This window comes from Corynebacterium aurimucosum ATCC 700975 (assembly GCF_000022905.1).
Classification (GTDB): domain Bacteria; phylum Actinomycetota; class Actinomycetes; order Mycobacteriales; family Mycobacteriaceae; genus Corynebacterium; species Corynebacterium aurimucosum_F.
Window position 1 is genome coordinate 2093010 of sequence record NC_012590.1, and the last position, 19697, is coordinate 2112706.

Annotated in this window: 21 protein-coding genes and 2 tRNA genes; 9 read left to right on the forward strand and 14 right to left on the reverse strand. The window is 57.5% G+C overall.

What is annotated here, in order from left to right; genetic code table 11:
• Positions 1–80: 80 nt before the first annotated feature.
• Complete coding sequence (locus tag CAURI_RS09845) at positions 81–1385, forward strand: MFS transporter (protein ID WP_010190913.1); 1305 nt, start codon at positions 81–83, stop codon at positions 1383–1385.
• Positions 1386–1426: 41 nt separating this feature from the next.
• The gene (gene fabG / locus CAURI_RS09850; RefSeq protein WP_010190915.1) at positions 1427–2197 is read left to right on the forward strand and encodes a 3-oxoacyl-ACP reductase FabG; all 771 of its coding nucleotides are present in this window, start codon (positions 1427–1429) and stop codon (positions 2195–2197) included.
• 53 nt (positions 2198–2250) lie between these two features.
• Here the strand turns inward: fabG and CAURI_RS09855 are convergent, their stop codons facing one another.
• Both CAURI_RS09855 and CAURI_RS09860 read right to left on the reverse strand, forming a co-directional pair.
• Entirely contained in the window at positions 2251–2874 is a 624-nt protein-coding gene (locus CAURI_RS09855) for an ATP-dependent Clp protease proteolytic subunit (RefSeq protein ID WP_010190916.1), read from the reverse strand.
• Positions 2875–2895: 21 nt separating this feature from the next.
• Entirely contained in the window at positions 2896–3495 is a 600-nt protein-coding gene (locus CAURI_RS09860) for an ATP-dependent Clp protease proteolytic subunit (protein ID WP_010190917.1), read from the reverse strand.
• 138 nt (positions 3496–3633) lie between these two features.
• Between CAURI_RS09860 and CAURI_RS09865 the strand changes: the two genes are divergently transcribed.
• The 6 genes from CAURI_RS09865 to CAURI_RS09885 all read left to right on the forward strand — a co-directional run bounded on the left by CAURI_RS09865 (position 3634) and on the right by CAURI_RS09885 (position 9097).
• A complete protein-coding gene (locus CAURI_RS09865; protein WP_010190918.1) occupies positions 3634–4314 on the forward strand; it encodes a metal-dependent transcriptional regulator in 681 nt (226 codons plus the stop codon).
• A 115-nt stretch (positions 4315–4429) separates the two neighbouring features.
• Positions 4430–4897, forward strand: coding sequence for a class Ib ribonucleoside-diphosphate reductase assembly flavoprotein NrdI (gene nrdI / locus CAURI_RS09870; protein WP_005324049.1), 468 nt, complete (start codon positions 4430–4432; stop codon positions 4895–4897).
• Between the two features lie 50 nt (positions 4898–4947).
• Entirely contained in the window at positions 4948–7143 is a 2196-nt protein-coding gene (nrdE, locus tag CAURI_RS09875) for a class 1b ribonucleoside-diphosphate reductase subunit alpha (RefSeq protein WP_010190920.1), read from the forward strand.
• Positions 7144–7194: 51 nt separating this feature from the next.
• Positions 7195–8220, forward strand: a complete 1026-nt coding sequence (nrdF, locus tag CAURI_RS09880) for a class 1b ribonucleoside-diphosphate reductase subunit beta (protein WP_012715216.1) — start codon at positions 7195–7197, stop codon at positions 8218–8220.
• On the forward strand, positions 8201–8476 hold the full coding sequence (locus CAURI_RS13810; RefSeq protein WP_070564615.1) for a hypothetical protein: 276 nt from the start codon (positions 8201–8203) through the stop codon (positions 8474–8476). The genes nrdF and CAURI_RS13810 overlap by 20 nt, the downstream gene beginning before the upstream one ends.
• Before the next feature lie 39 nt (positions 8477–8515).
• Positions 8516–9097, forward strand: a complete 582-nt coding sequence (locus CAURI_RS09885) for an NADPH-dependent FMN reductase (RefSeq protein ID WP_010190925.1) — start codon at positions 8516–8518, stop codon at positions 9095–9097.
• A 173-nt stretch (positions 9098–9270) separates the two neighbouring features.
• On the opposite strand, the gene tig is transcribed toward CAURI_RS09885, so the two are convergent.
• The 3 genes from tig to CAURI_RS09900 form a co-directional block, all read right to left on the reverse strand.
• Positions 9271–10626 (reverse strand): trigger factor, encoded by a 1356-nt coding sequence (gene tig / locus CAURI_RS09890; protein WP_010190926.1) that lies wholly within the window; start codon positions 10624–10626, stop codon positions 9271–9273.
• Between the two features lie 73 nt (positions 10627–10699).
• Positions 10700–10773: transfer RNA gene (locus CAURI_RS09895), tRNA-Pro, on the reverse strand.
• Positions 10774–10910: 137 nt separating this feature from the next.
• On the reverse strand, positions 10911–11729 hold the full coding sequence (locus tag CAURI_RS09900; protein ID WP_010190928.1) for a hypothetical protein: 819 nt from the start codon (positions 11727–11729) through the stop codon (positions 10911–10913).
• A 187-nt stretch (positions 11730–11916) separates the two neighbouring features.
• Between CAURI_RS09900 and CAURI_RS09905 the strand changes: the two genes are divergently transcribed.
• Positions 11917–11991, forward strand: a tRNA-Gly gene (locus tag CAURI_RS09905).
• A gap of 84 nt (positions 11992–12075) precedes the next feature.
• Here CAURI_RS09905 and CAURI_RS09910 read toward each other — a convergent pair.
• The 9 genes from CAURI_RS09910 to CAURI_RS09955 all read right to left on the reverse strand — a co-directional run bounded on the left by CAURI_RS09910 (position 12076) and on the right by CAURI_RS09955 (position 19697).
• Positions 12076–12657, reverse strand: coding sequence for a hypothetical protein (locus CAURI_RS09910; protein WP_010191035.1), 582 nt, complete (start codon positions 12655–12657; stop codon positions 12076–12078).
• A 73-nt stretch (positions 12658–12730) separates the two neighbouring features.
• On the reverse strand, positions 12731–13009 hold the full coding sequence (locus tag CAURI_RS09915) for a pyocin knob domain-containing protein (protein WP_012715218.1): 279 nt from the start codon (positions 13007–13009) through the stop codon (positions 12731–12733).
• A gap of 21 nt (positions 13010–13030) precedes the next feature.
• The gene (locus tag CAURI_RS09920; RefSeq protein ID WP_010191037.1) at positions 13031–13324 is read right to left on the reverse strand and encodes a hypothetical protein; all 294 of its coding nucleotides are present in this window, start codon (positions 13322–13324) and stop codon (positions 13031–13033) included.
• A 35-nt stretch (positions 13325–13359) separates the two neighbouring features.
• On the reverse strand, positions 13360–13716 hold the full coding sequence (locus CAURI_RS09925; protein WP_010191038.1) for a hypothetical protein: 357 nt from the start codon (positions 13714–13716) through the stop codon (positions 13360–13362).
• Positions 13717–14449: 733 nt separating this feature from the next.
• The gene (locus CAURI_RS09935; RefSeq protein WP_010191041.1) at positions 14450–15676 is read right to left on the reverse strand and encodes a collagen-like triple helix repeat-containing protein; all 1227 of its coding nucleotides are present in this window, start codon (positions 15674–15676) and stop codon (positions 14450–14452) included.
• 56 nt (positions 15677–15732) lie between these two features.
• Positions 15733–17313 carry a hypothetical protein gene (locus CAURI_RS09940; RefSeq protein ID WP_010191042.1) on the reverse strand — a complete coding sequence of 527 codons (1581 nt, stop codon included), beginning with the start codon at positions 17311–17313 and terminating at the stop codon, positions 15733–15735.
• A 12-nt stretch (positions 17314–17325) separates the two neighbouring features.
• Positions 17326–18402: a hypothetical protein gene (locus CAURI_RS09945; RefSeq protein ID WP_010191043.1), complete on the reverse strand. Its 1077-nt coding sequence runs from the start codon at positions 18400–18402 to the stop codon at positions 17326–17328.
• A 66-nt stretch (positions 18403–18468) separates the two neighbouring features.
• Positions 18469–18972: a hypothetical protein gene (locus CAURI_RS09950; protein ID WP_206740548.1), complete on the reverse strand. Its 504-nt coding sequence runs from the start codon at positions 18970–18972 to the stop codon at positions 18469–18471.
• A 29-nt stretch (positions 18973–19001) separates the two neighbouring features.
• Positions 19002–19697, reverse strand: a complete 696-nt coding sequence (locus CAURI_RS09955) for a hypothetical protein (RefSeq protein WP_012715221.1) — start codon at positions 19695–19697, stop codon at positions 19002–19004.

Genomic DNA, 19697 nt, shown 5'->3' on the forward strand with positions numbered 1-19697 from the left:
TTTAAAACGGCAGTTAGTGGACATAGACAGAGCGGTTCACTAACTTACATCGAAACCGCTCTATCAGCAGAAAGATTTTCATGGACATCCGCGAACTCATCGACCGCTCCCCCATGGGCGCACGCCAATGGCTCATCATCGCCATTGCCCTCTTCCTCAATGCACTCGACGGCTATGACATGGTGGCCATGGCCTTCGGCGCCGGCACCGTCAGCGAAGAGTTCGCGCTGTCCGATTCTTCCCTTGGCTGGCTCCTGTCCTCCGCCCTCATCGGCATCGGCCTTGGCTCGCTCTTCCTCGCCCCGTTGGCTGACCGCCTTGGACGTACCACCCTCATCACGGTCTCGCTCGTCATTGACCTCGTCGGCCTCGTGCTCACCGCCCTCGCGCCTACATTTAGCCTGCTGTTGCTGTGCCGCCTCATCACCGGCATTGGCGTCGGCGGCGTCCTTGTCTGTGTCACCGTGCTCGTCAGCGAGTACTCCAACCTGCGCTTCCGCGGCCTGGCCGTCGCCATCTACGCCTCCGGCTATGGCCTCGGTGCCTCCTTCTGCGGCGTTGTCGCCTCCTCCTTCGATACCTGGCAGCCCATATTCTGGGTTGGCGCAGCACTCACAGTTGTCGCCCTTATCCTCACGGTTGCTTTCGTCCCCGAGTCCGCAGACTTCCTCGCCGCCCGTGGCCGCATGGACACGGTGCGCACCATCACCGCCAAACTCGGCCTCACGGGAGACGTCAGCGTCCGCCCGCGCACCAGCCACAAGGCCTCCTACAAGGACCTCGTCTCGCCGCAGTTCCTGCGCACCTCCATCAAGCTCTGGCTGGCCTTCAGCTTCATCATGTTTGCCTACAACTTCACCTCGCAGTGGACCCCGAAGCTTCTTACCGCCGAGGGCCTTACCGCCCAGCAGGGCATCATCGGCGGCATCATGCTTTCCTTCGGCGGTGCTATCGGCGCCATCCTCTTCGGCCTGTTCACCACGCGCATCGACGCCCGCCCCCTGCTCATCGTCTTCTGTCTTATCTCCTCCGTCGTCCTCGTCGGCTTCATTAACTCCACCGCCGTGCCTTCCCTCATGTTTGCCCTCGGAGTCGGCGTAGGCCTTACCCTCAACGCCTGCATCTCCGGCCTTTACACCGTCACCCCGGAGGCTTACCCTTCGGCGCTGCGCACCACGGGTACGGGCGCTGCCATCGGCATCGCTCGCGTGGGCGCTACCCTCGCTCCCATCCTGGCGGGCTATCTGCTCGAAAGCGGCTGGACCCCAACGGGGCTCTACACCCTCGCCGGCGCTACCGCTGTGTTGGCCGGAGTCTCCCTCATCGGTGTGCGCGCCTACACGGCAGCCACCAAGCAGACAGCACCCCAGACCGTGGCGGCCTAGGCTGGAGGGGGCACACAGCCCCAACCGCTTAGGAGCAGCACATGTTTAATCTTCAGGACCACGTTGCCATCGTCACCGGCGGCGCCGCCGGAATCGGCCGCGGCATCGTCAGCGCTCTACGCGAAGCCGGCGCGACCGTCGTCATCGCTGACCTCAACCTCGAGGCCGCGCAGAAGACCGCCGAAGAACTCGGGGCGGACGCCCTGCTTGTCGACGTCACCTCGCGCGACTCCGTCCGCACCCTGTACCGGGACGTCGTCAAGCGCTATGGCCGCATCGACATCGTCTGTTCCAACGCCGGTGTCTTCCCCAACTGCCCGCTCGAGGACATGACCGACGAGCAATGGGACGCCATGTTCGCCATCAATACGCACGGCACGTTCACCGTGGTGCAGGAAGCACTGCCCTACATGAAGAAAGCGGGCTACGGGCGCATCGTCATCACGACGTCTATCACCGGCTCGCACACCGGTTACCCAGGCTGGGCGCACTACGGCGCTTCGAAGGCCGCACAACAAGGCTTCATGCGCTCCGCGGCACTGGAAGTTGCCCGTGATGGCATCACCATCAATGGTGTTCTGCCAGGCAACATCCTCACCGAGGGTTTGGAGGGCCAAGGCCAGGAGTACCTCGACCAAATGGCACGCTCCGTCCCCATGCACCGCTTAGGTTCCCCGCGCGATATCGGCAACGCCGCGGCCTTCCTCGCCTCCCGCGAGGCAGGCTACATCACGGGACAGACCATCATCATTGACGGCGGCCAGATCCTCCCCGAGTCCCCCGAGGCCATCCTGCCGCCCTACGAAGCCTAAGCATGGCCGAAGCCCCGCTATCTACTAGACAGCGGGGCTTTAAGCTTGATTACTTAGGCGTTGAGCTTGCGGTAATCAAAGACGGTATCGATGAGACCGTAGTCAACGGCTTCCTGCGCGGTAAGAATCTTGTCGCGGTCAGTATCGATGCGCACCTGCTCCGCAGTGCGGCCGGTGTGCTCAGCCAGGGTCTCCTCCATGAGGCGGCGCATGCGCTCGATCTCGTTGGCCTCGATCTCAAGGTCCGACACCTGGCCTTGCGTGCCCTGCGTACGCGGCTGGTGAATCAGCACGCGAGAGTTCGGCAGCGCAGCGCGTTTGCCCGGAGCACCGGCCGCCAGCAGAACGGCCGCTGCGGATGCCGCCTGGCCCAGGCACACGGTCTGCACGTCGGGGCGAACGTAGCGCATGGTGTCGTAGATGGCCATCAACGCGGTGAAGGAGCCACCCGGGGAGTTGATGTACATCGTGATGTCGCGGTCCGGGTCCTGGGACTCCAAGACCAGCAGCTGCGCCATGATGTCGTTGGCGGAGGTGTCATCGACCTGGGTGCCCAGGAAGATGATGCGCTCTTCAAAGAGCTTGGAATACGGGTTGGTGGTCTTCGATCCCTGTGCGTTCTGCTCAATGAACTCCGGCAGAACGTAGCGGGAAGAAGGCATCTGAAGGTTAGACATAGTGATAAAGCTCCTTGTTCCCTAGTTGGTGATAGGACCGTTGACGGACTCGATGACGTGGTCGACGATGCCGTATTCCTTGGCCTGCTGGGCGGTGAACCAGCGGTCGCGGTCCGAATCCTTGGTGATTTGCTCGAAGGTCTGGCCGGTGTGCTCAGCGATGAGCTCAGCCATCTCGCGCTTGGTCTGCGCGAACTGCTCGGCCTGGATGGCGATATCTGCGGCGGTACCACCCACACCAGCGGAAGGCTGGTGCATCATGATGCGTGCGTGCGGCAGGGCGTAGCGCTTGCCCTTGGTGCCGCCGGAGAGCAGGAACTGGCCCATCGAAGCGGCCAGGCCCATGCCATACGTAGCCACGTCGCACGGCGAGTACTTCATCGTGTCGTAGATGGCCATGCCCGCGGTGACCGAGCCACCCGGCGAATTGATATAAAGCGAAATATCGCGCGTGGGGTCCTCTGCGGACAGCAGGAGGATCTGGGCGCACAGTTTGTTGGCAATCTCATCATCCACCTGGGTTCCCAGGAAGATAATGCGCTCGCGCAGCAGGCGCTCATACACGCTATCGCTCAGATTCATACCCGTAGACGACGAGTTCATTGAAATCTTCTCAGACATTAATGGTTCTCCTTCAAGTGAAGAATGCTTTAACTGGCCCCACCTTACCGGCATTCCTCTCAAACTTGGCCTCTGTTCGCTATGAGCGTTGGGGCGCAGCACCAAAGGCGCATACGGAAGCTGGGTTAACATTTGCTCATGTCTGTTTCCGAGCTATCCACCAGTACCCAGAACTATTTGAAAGCAATCTGGGGGCTAAAGGAATGGTCGTCCGAGCCCGTTACCGCCACACTTATAGCGAAACAGTTGGGACTCAAGCTCTCCTCGGTTTCCGATGCAGTGCGCAAAATGTCGAAGCAAGGGCTCGTGTCACACACGCCCTATGGCTCTGTGGAGTTAACCGAACTTGGCAGGCAGTACGCATTGGTCATGGTGCGCCGCCACCGATTGCTTGAGTCTTTTTTGGTTCAAGCATTGGACTACACGTGGGACGAAGTCCATAATGAAGCCGAAAATCTCGAACACGCGGTGTCCGACATGCTCATAGAACGTGTAGATAAGTTCCTTAATTACCCCACTAGGGATCCGCACGGCGATCCTATCCCTACGGTTGATGGACAGATCACAATCCCCAGTGCGCACCGTCTCACCGACAGCGGTGCGCAACCGCAAGTGACCGTGGAACGCATTTCTGATTCCGACCCACAACTGCTGAAGTTCCTTGAAGAGCGCGGCATTGTCACAGGGGCTGTTCTTAGCACGCGCGAGGGAGCGCCCTTTTCAGATTCTCTCGAAATACAGGTGGCCGGCAGCACTCAGTGGGTAGTGCTTGGACGCCCAGCTACCGACGCAGTGTTTGTAGCACACCACAGCCGTTAGACCTTCCCCTTTGCATTAATCCTACTCTCACCTGCCCTTTTCAAAACTACGTTGGGCCGTAGTTGCAACTACGCCATTGCGTAGTTAGTCTTTTCGAATATCACCTATCCCACTTATGGCTAAGGCCAGGATGAGCAGGATTGCTATGTCAGACTCACCAGATTTGGTGTATTTTTCTAGCGTTTCAGAAAATACAAAAAGATTCGTCGAACGCTTAGATAGACCCGCGGTGCGCATTCCACTGCGCCCCAAGAAAACCGGGATGATCCAGGTTTCACACCCGTACGTACTCATCGTTCCCACCTACGGCGGAGGCTCGCTCAAACGCGCAGTCCCCAAACAGGTCATCGACTTCCTCAATGACCCAATCAACCGCTCCTTTATCCGGGGCGTTATTACCTCAGGGAATACCAACTTCGGAAGTGCTTACTGCGTCGCCGGACGCATCATTTCCGCCAAGTGCCACGTACCGGAGCTGTATCACTTCGAGCTTCTCGGCACACAGAAGGACATCGCCGCCGTAAAGCAGGGCCTTCAGAAGTTTTGGGAGCAGCAAAAGCAGCTAACGATGACACCCCATTAATCCCCCGCAAGATGAAGAACCCATCCGCATCACACAGATTGGAAGACACAATGTGGCCTCTCGATGCCACCCCCACACAACCTCATGGCACTACGCTCCGCACCGCTTCAGCAGACAATGCCGGCGGTGTCGGCAAGCGCAAGAGCTACCACGCACTCAACGCGCAGCTGAACTTGTTCGACGCTTCTGGAAAAATCCAGTTTGACAAGGACATTCAGGCAGCACAAGACTATGTCACGCACCATGTCGCTCCCCGCATGCATCAGTTCGATTCCACCAAGCAACGCTTGGAATGGTTGGTTGATAACGAGTACTACGAGCGGGATTTCCTTGAGCTTTATGATGACGCCTTTCTGTGCGCCATGTATGACAGAGCTCATCGAGCTAAGCACCAATTCCGCACCTTCCTCGGCGCATTTAAGTTCTTTACTTCATATGCACTGAAAACCTTTGATGGCTCCCGATTCCTAGAAGGCTACGAAGAACGCGTCGCCACCACAGCTTTATACCTTGCACAGGGCGACGAAGAGCTCGCAGAAAAGCTGGTGGATGACATCATGACCGGACGATTCCAGCCCGCCACCCCTACTTTTCTCAACGCAGGCAAAGCCCAACGCGGCGAAATGGTCTCCTGCTTCCTCCTGCGAATCGAAGACAATTTGGAGAGCATTGGCCGCAGCGTGAACTCTGCACTGCAACTATCAAAGCGCGGTGGTGGAGTGGCCTTGTTGCTGAGCAATCTGCGCGAATCCGGAGCCCCGATCAAAAAGATAGAGAACCAGGCTTCCGGCGTAGTCCCAGTCATGAAGATTCTCGAAGATAGCTTCAGCTATGCCAACCAATTGGGCGCCCGGCAGGGCGCTGGAGCCGTCTACCTGCATGCGCACCATCCAGATATTCTTCGCTTCCTGGATACCAAGCGGGAAAATGCCGATGAGAAAGTCCGCATCAAGACTCTTTCGCTGGGGGTTGTTATTCCAGATATAACCTTCCGTCTGGCCAAGGAGAACAAAGATATGCATCTTTTTAGCCCGTATGACATCACTCGCGAGTACGGCGTAGCCATGTCTGACATGTCCATCACCGAGTACTACGACGAGTTGGTTGCCAATCCGCGAATTTCTCACACGACCATTAAGGCCCGCGAGTTTTTCACCACCCTGGCTGAGCTTCAGTTTGAATCCGGATACCCCTACATCCTCTTTGAGGATACGGTCAACCGCGCTAATCCCCTCAAAGGACATATCAATATGTCCAACCTGTGTAGTGAAATCCTCCAGGTCAACACGCCATCGACCTACGGAGCTTCGGGTGACTACACCACCGTTGGCCAGGATATTTCCTGCAATCTAGGTTCGCTCAACATTGCGAAGGCTTTTGAATCACCGGACTTTGGGGAGACCGTCGAAACCGCAGTTCGTGCCCTCACGAAGGTTTCAGACCTGACGAACATCGAAGCTGTTCCTTCCATCGCTCACGGAAATGCTTCCATGCATGCCATTGGTCTGGGCCAAATGAATCTCCACGGCTTCCTTGCTTCACAGCGTATTCCTTATGGCTGCGCCGAGGCACTGGACTTTACAAATATTTATTTCCTCACGGTAACCTACCATGCGCTCCGCGCATCCCATGCACTCGCGGTTGAAAAAGGTCAACGATTCACAGGCTTCGAAGAATCCACCTATGCCACTGGCGCCTACTTTGACAAATACATCGACCAAGACTGGGCGCCAGCCACTGAACACGTAAAACAGCTCTTCCACGAAGCAGGCGTACAGATCCCCCAACGCGAGGATTGGCTACGGCTCAAGAATCAAGTGATGCAAGACGGCATCTACAACGCCTACTTGCAGGCAGTTCCACCCACTGGATCAATTTCCTACATCAATGACTCCACCGCGTCCATCCACCCGATTGCCTCCAAGATTGAAATACGCAAGGAAGGCCGCTTGGGGCGCGTGTACTACCCCGCACCGGAAATGACCAACGACAACCTGGAGTATTTCGATGACTCCTACGCCGTGGGATACGAAAAAATCATCGACACCTACGCCATGGCCACCCAACACGTGGACCAAGGGCTTTCCCTGACCTTGTTCTTCACCGCTGATACCACCACGCGGGACATCAACAAGGCACAGATCTATGCCTGGAAAGCCGGAATCAAGACCCTCTACTACATCCGTTTACGCCAATCCGCGCTCCAAGGAACCGAGGTCGAAGGCTGCGTCTCCTGTGCTTTGTAGAAGCACGGTCCTCCCCTTGTCCACAACCATCCACTCAGAAAGAAAGAAGCTATGTCTTCAACATCGAACAGTGCTGAACTAACCAGCATTTCAGTTACACCGCCGAGCTACCGGCATGATCCTTCAGCCCGCATCCGCGCCATCAATTGGAACCGGGTGAGCGATGACAAGGATCTTGAAGTGTGGAACCGTCTCACCGCTAACTTTTGGTTGCCAGAGAAGGTCCCGCTTTCTAATGATCTCCCGGCATGGCAGAGGATGACACCCGAGGAACGCAACCTCACCATGCGGGTGTTCACGGGACTCACCACCCTGGATACTGTCCAGGCCACCGTGGGTGAAATCTGTCAGATTCAAGATGCCCGCACCGAACACGAGGAGGCCGTGTATACCAACATCGCCTTCATGCAGTCAGTCCATGCCCGTTCTTACTCTTCAGTGTTTTCTACCCTGAGCAGTACAAAGGAAATTGATGAAGCATACCGCTGGGCGGTGAATAATGACCTTCTCCAGGCACGCGCCAAGAAAGTGCTCGCGCACTATTTTGGGCCGGATCCACTGAAACGCAAGGTGTCATCGACGCTGCTTTCCTCGCTGCTTCTCTACGCGGGTTTCTATCTTCCCTTGCACTTTTCTGTCCACGCCACCCTGACAAATACGGCAGACATGATTCGCCTCATTCTGCGTGACAAGGCAGTGCACGGCTACTACTCGGGTTACAAGTATCAGCGCGGTCTGGAATCCACGACCCCGCTACGGCAGAAGGAAATGCATGATTTCACCATTTCTTTGCTCGAAGAACTTTATGCACTAGAGCTGGACTATTCCGGCGAGCTATATGAGCCTTTGGGACTCATGGATGATGTAGCCGTGTTCGTTCGCTATAACGCCAATAAGGCACTCATGAATTTGGGCTACCCGGATTATTTCCCGCCCGAAGAAACGGAAGTGAACCCAGAAATCCTCGCCGCCCTAGCCCCCGGAGCAGATGAGAACCATGACTTCTTCTCTGGATCTGGTTCCTCCTATGTCATTGGTACTGCTGAAGAAACGAGTGATGATGACTGGGATTTCTAAACCTTTTCCGCGACCGGACCAAGGAAGCTGGCTTGAGACCATCGCGCTGTTTGAAGCCATCCGCGAAGGAAACCAACCCGCAGCCATGCGGCTTTTGAATACATCCGCCGCACGAGAGGCCGTCCTCGGGGGGCTTCTAGGGCTCATCGAGCTGTACTTCCGCCATGAAGAAGGAGACAAAGTAGATGGCTTCCTCACTGCCGCCCACGCCGCCGGCCCACCACCGGCCTTTGGCTGCAAGCCTTTTCTCCCTTGACCACGACTCCCTACACCCAACTAAGAAAGAAGGTTTACCATGGCCACCCCACGTATCAGCGTTATCGTCGGCAGCCTGCGACGAGGGTCATTTACACGCAAGATTGCACACGAGGTGCTCACGATGATCCCTGAAAACTACGAGGCAAGCATCGTGGAAATCCGTGACTTGCCGCTCTATGACTTCGACTACGATGACCCCGCCGTCACGGACAAGCCCACTCCGGCTGAGTACACCACCTTTCGCGAGTCCATCAAGAACTCGAGCGGGATCCTCTTCATTACGCCAGAGAACAACCGCACTATCCCCGCCTGCCTCAAAAACGCAGTGGACATCGGCTCTAAACCCAACTCAGATGTGGCGTGGAAGAACCTTCCCGCAGGTATCATTAGCCACTCTGTAGGCCGCATGGGCGGCTACAGTTCACAGAAGAACCTTCGCCTCGCCCTGTCCTACTTCGATATGCCGCTTCCTGGTCAGCCCGAAGTATTTCTGGGTCAATCCCCCACCCTTTTCGAAGAGTCCGGACATCTCAATGAACGCACCGCAGACTTTGTCAAGGATTACGTTATGCGATTCCTGCAGCTAACCGACAAGGCCTTTAGAGCCACGAACGGCTAGCGGTATCCCCAGCCAACACCCATCACGCCCTCTACGAAGTACTCAAAGACTCCTAGAGGGCGTTCACAATGACACAAACCCCGGATTCAGGCTCATCCTTAAGTTACCTGAATCCGGGGTTTCACGCGCGCTCGCCACCACACATGTGGCAGCGGCACATTACAAGCGGGAGATTACTTCTCCTCGGAAGCCTCAGCCTCGTCCTCGTCGATCTCACCGAAGTACTGGTCAACGTCAACCTTGTTGCCAGCCTCGTCGGTGACCTCGGCGCGGCAGATAGCCGTTGCCAGGGCCTTGCCGCGGCGAACATCGGAGAACAGGTTACCCAGCTGGTTGCTGGACTGCAGCTGCTGGATGAACTGGTTCGGGTCCATGCCGTAGGACTGGGCGGTGAACAGGATGTGGTCGGTCAGCTCCTGCTGGGACACCTCCGGCTCCTCGATCTCAGCCAAGGCGTCGAGGAAGAGCTGGGTGCGGACGGATTCCTCAGCGGACTTGCGAGCATCAGCGTCGAACTCCTCGCGGGTCGTGCCCTGTGCCTCAAGCAGCTGGGCCAGAGCCTTCTCGTCGTGAGCCAGCTGGCCCATGACCTGGTGCAGCTGAGCGTGAACCTGCTCATCGACGATGGAGGACGGAAGCTCGAAGGAAACCTCCTCCAAAGCGGCCTTCAGGACCTCATCGCGGATGGCGGCAGCCTGCTCGGACTTCTTGGACTCCTCGACGCGGGTCTTGGTGTCCTCGCGCAGCTCGTCAATGGTGTCGAACTCGGAAGCCATCTGTGCGAACTCGTCATCGAGATCCGGCAGCTTGCGCTCCTTGGACTGCTGGACGTGAACCTTCACGGTGGCCTCGTCGCCCTCGTGCTCACCGGACTGGATGGTGGTGGTGAACTCGTTGTCCTCGTCGGTCTTCATGCCGCGCAGAGCGGTGTCGAGGCCCTTGATCAGGTTGTCGTCACCAATGCGGTAAGTCATTCCCTCGTGGGAAGCCTCATCCAGCTTGGTGCCGTCCACCTCGGTGGTGATGTCGATGATGGCGTAGTCACCGGTCTTCATCTTGCGCTTGGTGTCCTTGAGCTCACCGAAGCGGGAAGCCAGGTCCTCGAGCGCCTTGTCGACGTCCTCCTCGGAGGTCTCCAGTGCCGGCACCTTAACGGAGATCTTAGAGAAGTCCGGTACCTCGAACTCTGGGCGGATATCTACCTCAGCGGTGAACTCGACAAAGTCGTTGTCCTCCAGCTTGGCAATGTCAATCTCCGGCTGACCAATAACCTTGAGATCGTTTTCGGTAACGGCCTGCTCGTAGCGGGACGGCAGCATGTCGTTGACTACCTGCTCGAGGATGGGGCCACGACCAAAGCGGGCGTCGATAAGCTGGCGCGGAGCCTTGCCCTTACGGAAGCCCGGGATGGAAACCTGCTGCGCGATCGCCGCGTAGGCCTGATCGATTTCCTTGTCCAGCTCAGCAAACGGAACGTTGACGGTGAGCTTGACGCGGGTATCGCTCAGCTTGTCTACGGTGGTCTTCACGAGAAACTCTCCTGATTGTGATCGTTCAAAGATGAAATTAGGGGGCCTGGATGAGTGTCCAGGCCCCCATACGTCGGGGCGACAGGATTTGAACCTGCGACCCCCTGCTCCCAAAGCAGGTGCGCTACCAAGCTGCGCCACGCCCCGTATGGAAAGCCTCTGCGCCCGGAAGTCCCGCGCGCAGCTGCGCTTCATACTGGGGCTAGTGTACCGATAGCCGCTTGACTATCCCAACACCGGCCCCAATTAAACTTTGTTTCCCCACGTCAGAGGCAACTTTCGCTTTAGAAGTCGAAGTCGAAATCAAACATTCCGCCATCGCCCCCGTCGCCACCAAAGAGGCCGTCGAAGAAACCGCCTTCCTCGCCTCCCCCGGCGTCACCGGCACCCACGTCTCCGGCTCCGTCCATGGCACCGCCGTCCATGCCGTCGGCACCGCCCATGTCCCCGCCCCAGTCGCCGCTTTCGGCGGCTGCGGCGGAGTAACCAACGCCGGACATGCCCGCGAACATCGCGTTGAACATCATGGAGTAGCCCACCATCCACACACCGGTGGTCAATGCATCAGCCCACCACGGACGCGAGTACCAGCCGGCCGGGACCGGGCGTCCTGCCACAACACCGCCCGGGTAGTAGTTGGGGGTTTCTGCAGATGCGCTTGGCGACGCCGTCAGCGTCTCCCCGTTTGCCTCCACCGTACGGGTCTCCGTCACCTTGCCGGCCTGGCGCTGGCCCTCCAGCGGTGGCAGCTCCGGGCCCGGATCCATGCCCATAATCTCGCGCGCGGCCGCAACGTAGTAGAGCCCCTCCAGTGCAGATTCGCGCGCCAGGTGCGCCTGCTTCGCTGTCGTGGCCTGAGAAATTGCCGAATTGGCGGCGGTGAAACGCTCGGAAGCATCCGCCATGGCCTGCTGGGAGGCGGTATCCGTGCCGCTGAGGTTCATCACCTGACCGCCGAGACGCTCAGTCCAGCGGCGCGCATCCGCCATCGCGTCATCAAAACGTTGGGATTCTCGCAGCTCCTGCTGCTTCTTCCCGTTACGCGAGGACAGAAACCATGCGCCGCCACCGACGACAAGGATAAGGAGCAATAAAGAGCTCACGAAAGCACCACTTTCATCTCAGAGTCGAATTGTGCGTTGTTGCAATTGTCTACCTACCCAAACTAACGCCCTTGGCCCTGTTCTAGTTCCCATTTTTCTTTCAGCGACCACGTGCGCTAAAGTAATCGGCACGCTGATTCAACGGCTTTCAAAGTCAAGGCCTTGAAAGTTGAAGATTGCCGGTTGTGGGAATGTCGTATAGTGGCTAATACCTCAGCCTTCCAAGCTGAAGACGCGGGTTCGATTCCCGTCATTCCCTCCAATGTTGTACTGCAACAATGCACTATTGTAGCTGGCTACAGGGAGAAAGTAGAACCAGAAGTAGAACCACTATCGCGGATTACGGTTACAACTTCTTCCACCCCGTCGGATACGCGGATGGTGACCATACATTGTTAGCGATGGTGGACTCCCACACCGCACCCTCAAACTTCACCTTGTCCCCCACCTGGTAAGGCTTCTCCGATGTGGGCTGTACGAATTCCTCTACCCTAGCGTCACCTTCGGCGGGGGTCTCAGAGGTCTCCGATTCTTCTATCCAGTAGCGCTCATCTATACCCTGCGCGCCTGGCTCCCACACGTTAAGTTTGTCGCCGGTGGGGTCGAGCACGTCACGCCACACCTTGCCGCCATGCTGGGTAAGGTCTCCATATCGGTAGTGTGTGGAGGGCTTTAGAGGGTTCCACGGCTCCCACTCGCGGATACTGCCGTCTGCTGTTTCGGTCGGCTTCTCCACTATCTCCGGGTGCTCTTCTGCCAGCTGTTGAGCAATCTTCGTTGCCGTTTCCGATTCAGCTTCTTGCTTTGCTTGCTCGATAGCGGGGCGTGCGCGGCGTTCTTCCCGCATGGTGTACATCTCATCACTCAGGGCGTTAAAGTCCTGGTCGTCGAGCTGCTTAATAGCGGCGATGATTTCTTCAAGTGTCATTGTTTCCTCCATCAAAATGCGAGCGTCCCCCTAACCGTGGGGCGGTCAGAGGGTCGCACAGAAAACTGGTTGTCTATTCGGTTAGGACTTTCTTCCACGGCCCCCATGAGGAGCCGTAGAAGCCTCGGAAGTACATGCCGCGGGAGTTATAGATGGTGTAGCGCTGGTACACCATCTGTACGCCTGACGGGGAGATGACTTCGAGTAGGCCAGCTTGTGCCTCCGGGTAGCCATTATTTACCTCTGCGTTTCTTGACAGAGCTTGGTGATACACGCCGGTGGTAGTGAGGTTGTCCAGGTGTTCGCTGCTCCCTAGCTCGGTTAGCGGCTGACTGATGCGCTTAAGCGCCACGGCGACCACCACCCAAGGGTGCTAGAGTCTGGTGATCTTCAGTACTCCGCTGTACTGGCAGTACAGTTGTTTGTCCTCGGAGTACTCCACCACTGCGGGTGTTGTGATGATGCCCTCGTTCGTCCACGGTGAGCGGTTGTACTGGGCGACACTTGGCGGCCCCTCGATGAGGTAGGTGCCCGGTTCGAGTGTTATAGAGGTTTCCCCAGTTGTTACCCATGTTTGATTCTTGCCGGTGGGGGTGCGCCAACCGGAATCGCCGGTGAGGGTGTACGCGGCCACGTCGCGGCTGGTGCCTATTTTGCGTAAAGCCATTTAGCACCACCCCAACCAGCGCCAGAACTTTGCAATTACGCAGGGGGGGGGACGGGTTTGAAGTCGTGCATGACCGTCACGGTCTTGCTCTGCCCCTCCGCCTGTACAAACCACCGCTGCCCCCTAGACAACGGGACCATCACGTTCAGGCAGCACTGCTCCATAGATTCCGCGCCACGGCGGGCGCGGAACGTTTGAATGTTCAGGCCGTCCGTGTCACGCACCCACACACAGATTTGCTCCACATCACCCGTCACAGCAACATGAGCCACACCGTCGTTAGGGGCGGTGAAGTAGGTTCCCCACGAGCCGGTGACCGTGAGTAGCCCAGTGCCGGTGCCGGTTGTGCCGGTGAGCACTTCGAGGGGTTTACGGATAAGACGCAACGCCATCACGCCACCTCCACGGTGGTTAGATCGGCGTGAGTTCCATCCGGTACTCGCATGGCCTGTCTGCCCTGTAGCGCACGTTCACTACATCCGCTACCTGACAAATCGTGTCGATAGCCGGTGCCGCCATGCCCGTAGTGGCTAGTGAAACGTCGCCGGGCAGTCCGACCCCGTTCGGTGAGACAATCAGGTTCTCGCTGACCCACAGTCTGAACCTGTACCATCCTGGCGGCGGGGTCACCGATACCTTGTCGCTTTTCCACGTTCCGGGAACCCGCATTGTGTCCCACGTCATGTAGGCGCGCTGCATGTCCGACCTGTCGGAGTTGCCCGCGCATACTGCGCCACCAGAGGCACCAATCAGTTTTAGCGCCATGGCAGGCACCCCGCCAGGCGCGCAAAAGTCTTACGAAGTAGGGGGGGGGGATCGGAACAACGTGCATAATTACCTCCGTGTCATCGGTCGTATTCTCGGCGCGAACCACAAGACGGCGAACCGTCTTAATCACCGTCACAGTGTGGCTCGTGCCCGTCGTGGACTCCCAAAAGGGCTGGCCGGGTGCGTCGTAGTCGTACACGCGTAACCCGGTGCAGCCGGTGGCCTGGATGGTGGCGAGTTCCGGGTAAGCGTTGACGCTTGCGTCAAACTTCCCACGAGCTGCGGGTTTCCAACCAGTGCCCTGGGTTACGTCCAGCCGCACCGTCTCATTTGCCTGCCTAATCAGTCTGAGTGCCATTAGTAGACCTCCCATGTTTCACGAGTCTCAACAACGTGGATTAAGTCGCCGGGTCGGGCTTTCTTCTCCGTCGCTGCTAAATCAGATGCGGACTTGATGATCCACCCGTTCGGGCGCACCTCCACCGCATCACGCACCGGGCGAAAGTCCGCCATTGTGACCTCGCCGGGTTCGCCTTTGGGGCCGGCGTTTCCGGTTGGGCCTCTTGGGCCTTTGGGGCCGGTGAGGGAGGGGCTGGTTTGGCCGTTTACGGTGAGTTTGTCGCCGTTCCAGCTGGTGCTGTTGGCGATGTTTGCGGCACGGTCAGCATCCTGCTTAGCGCTGGTGGCACTGCTTGCCGCGTTTGTTTCTGAGGTTGCGGCTTTGGAGGCGCTAGACGCTGCGGATGATGCGGATGCTTTCGCGCCGCTGGCGCTTCCTGCTGCTTTGGTTTCGGATGTAGACGCATTGTTTGCGCTTGCTGTAGCAGCACTGGCGCTGGCGCTGGCTTTGGCAGCAGAGTCCTTCGCGGCGCTGGCGCTGTTGGCGGCGTTGGCTGCTTGGGTTGTTGCTTCGCTGGCTTTGGTGGTTGCGGTTTTTGCACTAGCAGCAGCAGACTTAGCACTGTTGGCGGCGTTGGTTACAGAGGCGTTGAATTCGGTGCGCACATTGTCAGTGGCGCTCTTAGCAGCTGCAGCAGCCTCAGCCTTCACCACATCTTCTAGCGGGATGCGGGCCATCTCAAACACACCGGCTTCAGAACGTGCGGTGATGACTAGTTCCGCCCCATCAACCTTGATGTTGTCGATACCGGTACCAGCGGGGCCACGCACAATGGGTTCGGATGCGCCAGCTACGGGGGCGACCATTGTGAGGTCTACTTCCCCATCCGGCACAGCATCAAACATGACTGGCTTCAGCTTGAAAGACCAGCCACCCGCCTGCATATTGCTGAATGTGGCCTTCCACTGAATAAGGGATGGTTCGCAGCCTTTACCACCAGCAGCGAGGTACACACCCTCCCCACCTCGGTGCATGATGATACCGTCACTAATACGGCACTCAATGGGGGCAAGCACCAAGGATTCGGGGCCATTAGGTCCAGCCCACTGCACCACATCACCGTCCTTCAACAGTGGGGTGAAGGTGACGCGCCCGTTGACCTTAATGTGTTCTGGGTCGCGGTCTTCATCCCAACTGTCAATCACGACGGCACTGACAGCGCGGCGTACACGGGTGTATTTCATCCACGTCTCCTACAAGCATTTGACTGCCTGTAGTTGTACGAGGGGTGGGGCGTTGTCTAGGCCCGGGAGAGTTGGCGTGCGGACAATTCCGTGTACTCATGGTCTGGCCTACCATTGGATAATGGCGAGGTACCACGTGTGGTGTCCGACTTTGCGGACACATATACGTAGTCACCTACTTGCACATTGAATATGGCAGTGAGCGGGAGCGTGTAAGGCCACCCATCGTCATACCCAGTAGCGACCGCACTATCAACCACTTCACTTTTACGCATGTGAGAAATCCTCACATACGAGCTACCACCAATGGAGAGGAGTGGCTTAGCTGGAATAATGATGCGGAGGTTGACCTCCCACTGCCCCGCCTCATTAAAGTTGATGTAAGTGCCATCGGAGTTGGTAAACTTGAAGATCGAGCACCCCGACGATTCGCCCTTAGGCGAGTTGAATTCTAATGACCTCCAACTCGTACCAATCGTGTAGGTGCTAGATAGGTTCCACGTACCGTGGTTCAAAAGGTGCAGTAGGCTAATCGCCTTCGTGTTCGCCTCAGAAGCATCGGTGACTGCTTTAATTGCGGAGCTGTTAGCAGAGTTTGCGGCACGCAACGCGGCCACAGCACGGTTAGTAGCAGTAATCGCCGTACTATTCGCCTCAGATGCGGTGACAGCCGCGCTCACAGCCTTATTCGTGGATGCAATAGCCGTACTATTCGCCTGACTGGACAACAGCGCTGACTCAACAGCTTTACTGTTCGCAGCCACCGCCGTATTCGTCGCCGTAATCGCCCGCGAATTCGCCTCAGACGCTTGTGACAAAGCATCCACAGCCCGCGAATTAGCCGCCGAAGCCTGAGTAAGCGCAGCCACAGCCTTATTCGTGGACGCAATAGCCGTGCTGTTAGCCTCAATCGCCGTCGAGTTAGCAGACACAGCCGTATTCGTGGCATGTACAGCCTTAGTCAGCGCTTCAATCGCAGTCTTACGGCCTTCCTCAGACGTTAAATCAGCAGCCTTAGCCTTAGCCAAAGCATCCCCAGATGTGGACACAGCAGAACGCGCCTCAGACACAGCCTGCCCCGCCTGAGTAAGTGCCTTACCCGAATCATTCAACGCTTTATCAGCGTTCGTGCGTGCAGTAGCCGCATTAGCCACAGCCGTAGTAGCACGCGCCCTAGCATCCTGCGCATCATTCAAAGCATCCTGTGAATTCTGCAATGACTGCTGCGCATCCTGAAGAGACTTACGCGCATCCTCACGCGCCGCCGCAGCATCCCCCAACGCACTATTAGACGCATCCACAGCCTGCCTAGCCTGCTGCTGAGCCTGCCCCGCCTTCTGCACAGCCTTATCAGACTCTGCTAGCGCCTTATCCGCCTGCTCACGTGCAGCCGCAGCATCCGCCAAATACTTACGCGCATCCTCCTGGCGGCGGCGCGCCTGCTCCAAAAGCTCATCCACCGTCGCCTTCTTCGTAATCGCCTGATTAAGCGAATCCCAAATATCAGGGCGAATACCAAACGTGTCAGCACGAGTACGCGAGTTTTCCGGATTCGGAGGCGTGCCGCCATAGTCCAGGGTGCGGCGCTCCGCCTCATCTTCCAACCACGGGTCTTTACCAGGATCCATCTCAGCCATGAGCCATCCCCCTTAGGCGTAAGCCTGATTAACTGGCATAGCCAAGAACGACAAAGACGAATTTTCGCGCCAGAAATCCCAGCCACCAATAGTGCCCCGCGTCTTCTTCAACACCACATAGATAGTCGTGGCGGTATTCGCCTTAACCACACCCACAGCACTGCCCGGAGTCATTCTGGATGCGGTGGCCGGATAAATCTGTGTGTGGTCCTCACGCCGCTGGAAAGGCTTACCAATACCACGGCCAATAATGTCACCACGCTGCGCATTCCCCACACGCACCTCCGCGTCATACTGCACACCAATAGGGGTTTCCACACGCAGCTGCCCACCCAGCACCACAGGATGCCAGTCATAAGGCAAACCAGGCACCGTATAAGAGGCGATCATCTTTTCAGACACATTTCCAGACCCAATAAGGCCCTGGCTCACGCTCTTAAAATCCCCCTCACCCAGCACCCACGGCCCAATAGGGGCAAGCACATTACGCGGTGCCCACTTGCTACCGTTCCACGTGAGGGCTTCACCAGGAACCGGGGGGCGTGTCACATCCACATCCGGGCTATTAGACACATTCGACGCCGAACCCTCATCACCCTTTTCGCCCGGTGGGCCCACCGGCCCCTGCGGAAGCACGAAATCCAGCACGAAAGTATCTTCAGTAGACGCGGCCTGATTCACACTCACGGACGCATCACCGCCAGGGCGCACGGAACCAATCTGCACACGTGGAGTCATGCCCGGCTCGCCACGCACACCCACAAATTCAGGAATCTCGATGTAGTCACTGCCGTTCCACACCCACGCAGAGCGGGAATTAGTATCCACGTAGCATGCGCCTTGGTCTACCTCGCGCAGATTCTGCGGCAGCTGGTTACGATTCGTGATGAGGTCACGAATCCACATTTGTGCACCCGCGTCACCCTTTTCGCCCTTTTCGCCACGACGGCCACGCGGCAGCTCCAGGAACGCAGCCTCAGGGGTGACCTCAATCAAAGCTCGCTGAGTAGCGAGAATGTCCTCCACATCGATCCACCTGAGGATAAGCTTCGTCTCAAGGTCGCGGTAAGTTGGGACACTATCAGCCATGGGTGGGGACTCCTAACAGGGGAAACGTCTAAAGCTGCCCCCATGGTTGCCCCACCGCCGCGTTGTCTAATCCACGTCGCTCTGCATCGTCTTTCGCCACACGGAAAAAGACATGAGTGGTGTAATCGTCGGATTCCACGAGTGCTGCACCGCCAGTGAATACACATCACTAGCCCACTGCATCGCGTACTCCATCCATTTCTCCACTACGCGGCGCTCTTCCACCACATCCTCAATGCGTTGTTCTAGGCGCTGTGTTTCCGCCTCGTTGCGCTCGCGTTCAACGTGTAGTTGTTCCTCATACCATTGGCGGTCGCGCTTAATCATCCCCTCTAGGGATTTAATCTTGTCCTCGAAGACGCGCACCCTTGCGTCTTCTAGGCGTTGCTCATGCTCAATCTGGCGGCGCTCTTTATCCCGAAACCAGCGCACAACCTGAGAAGCCTTATGCCCAAACCAGCCGAAGGACTGCTCCATCTTGTCGGTATCAGCCTTCGCAAGTGTCTTGACACCAATCCAGATAGCCAGCACCACGGTCACGAAAATGCCCCATGCCCCATCATTGGGCAAGCGGTCTAGCAACTCTGGTGGTACCAATTTTATTGACCTCTTCTAGCTTTCTGCATCACTTTCGTACCCCAGGCGAATAGCGCCCAAATGGTTGTAGTGAGGGCGAAGGATGAGGGGGTGCGCCATCCGTCGAGTGGGAATGTTTGTGCGGAGTGGTAGATGAAGGTGGCGAGATGCCCGTAAGTAGCGAACATGCAGGTCAATAGGATAATGAGTGCTGACACTGCACCTACAAGCAAGCGGTGTTTCTTCACCACCACAGTTAGCGCTGCACACCCCACACACATGAGGATGATGACCACCCACATGAACGGTGTAGGGGCATGTATATCGGGGTCTGTGAGCGCGGCCCAAAATTCAGACATTGGGGTCATCCTCGTGAGCATCTTCATCGTGAGTCCCCACGTGATGCCCGAATACAGCACCACGAAGTACAGGCATCCGGCGATGATGATGTTATGCCTGCGGAACACCATTCCTACCGCCACCACAAGGGAGGCCATGAGGAACAGCACACCCCAGACTTGCAGCGGCATCGCCTCTTCCACCACCGTTAGCGACTGGGTAACATCCGGCCTATCCCCGGTGATGTAGTCCACTCCACGGTTAGCGCCTTGGACTGTGAATAGGCCGAAAATGATGAAGAATATGAGGGACGGCATGCCGGGCGACCAGTCCCCTTGCCGTTGGGCTAGCCAGCTGTCACGGTTTTTCGGCCACTGCAT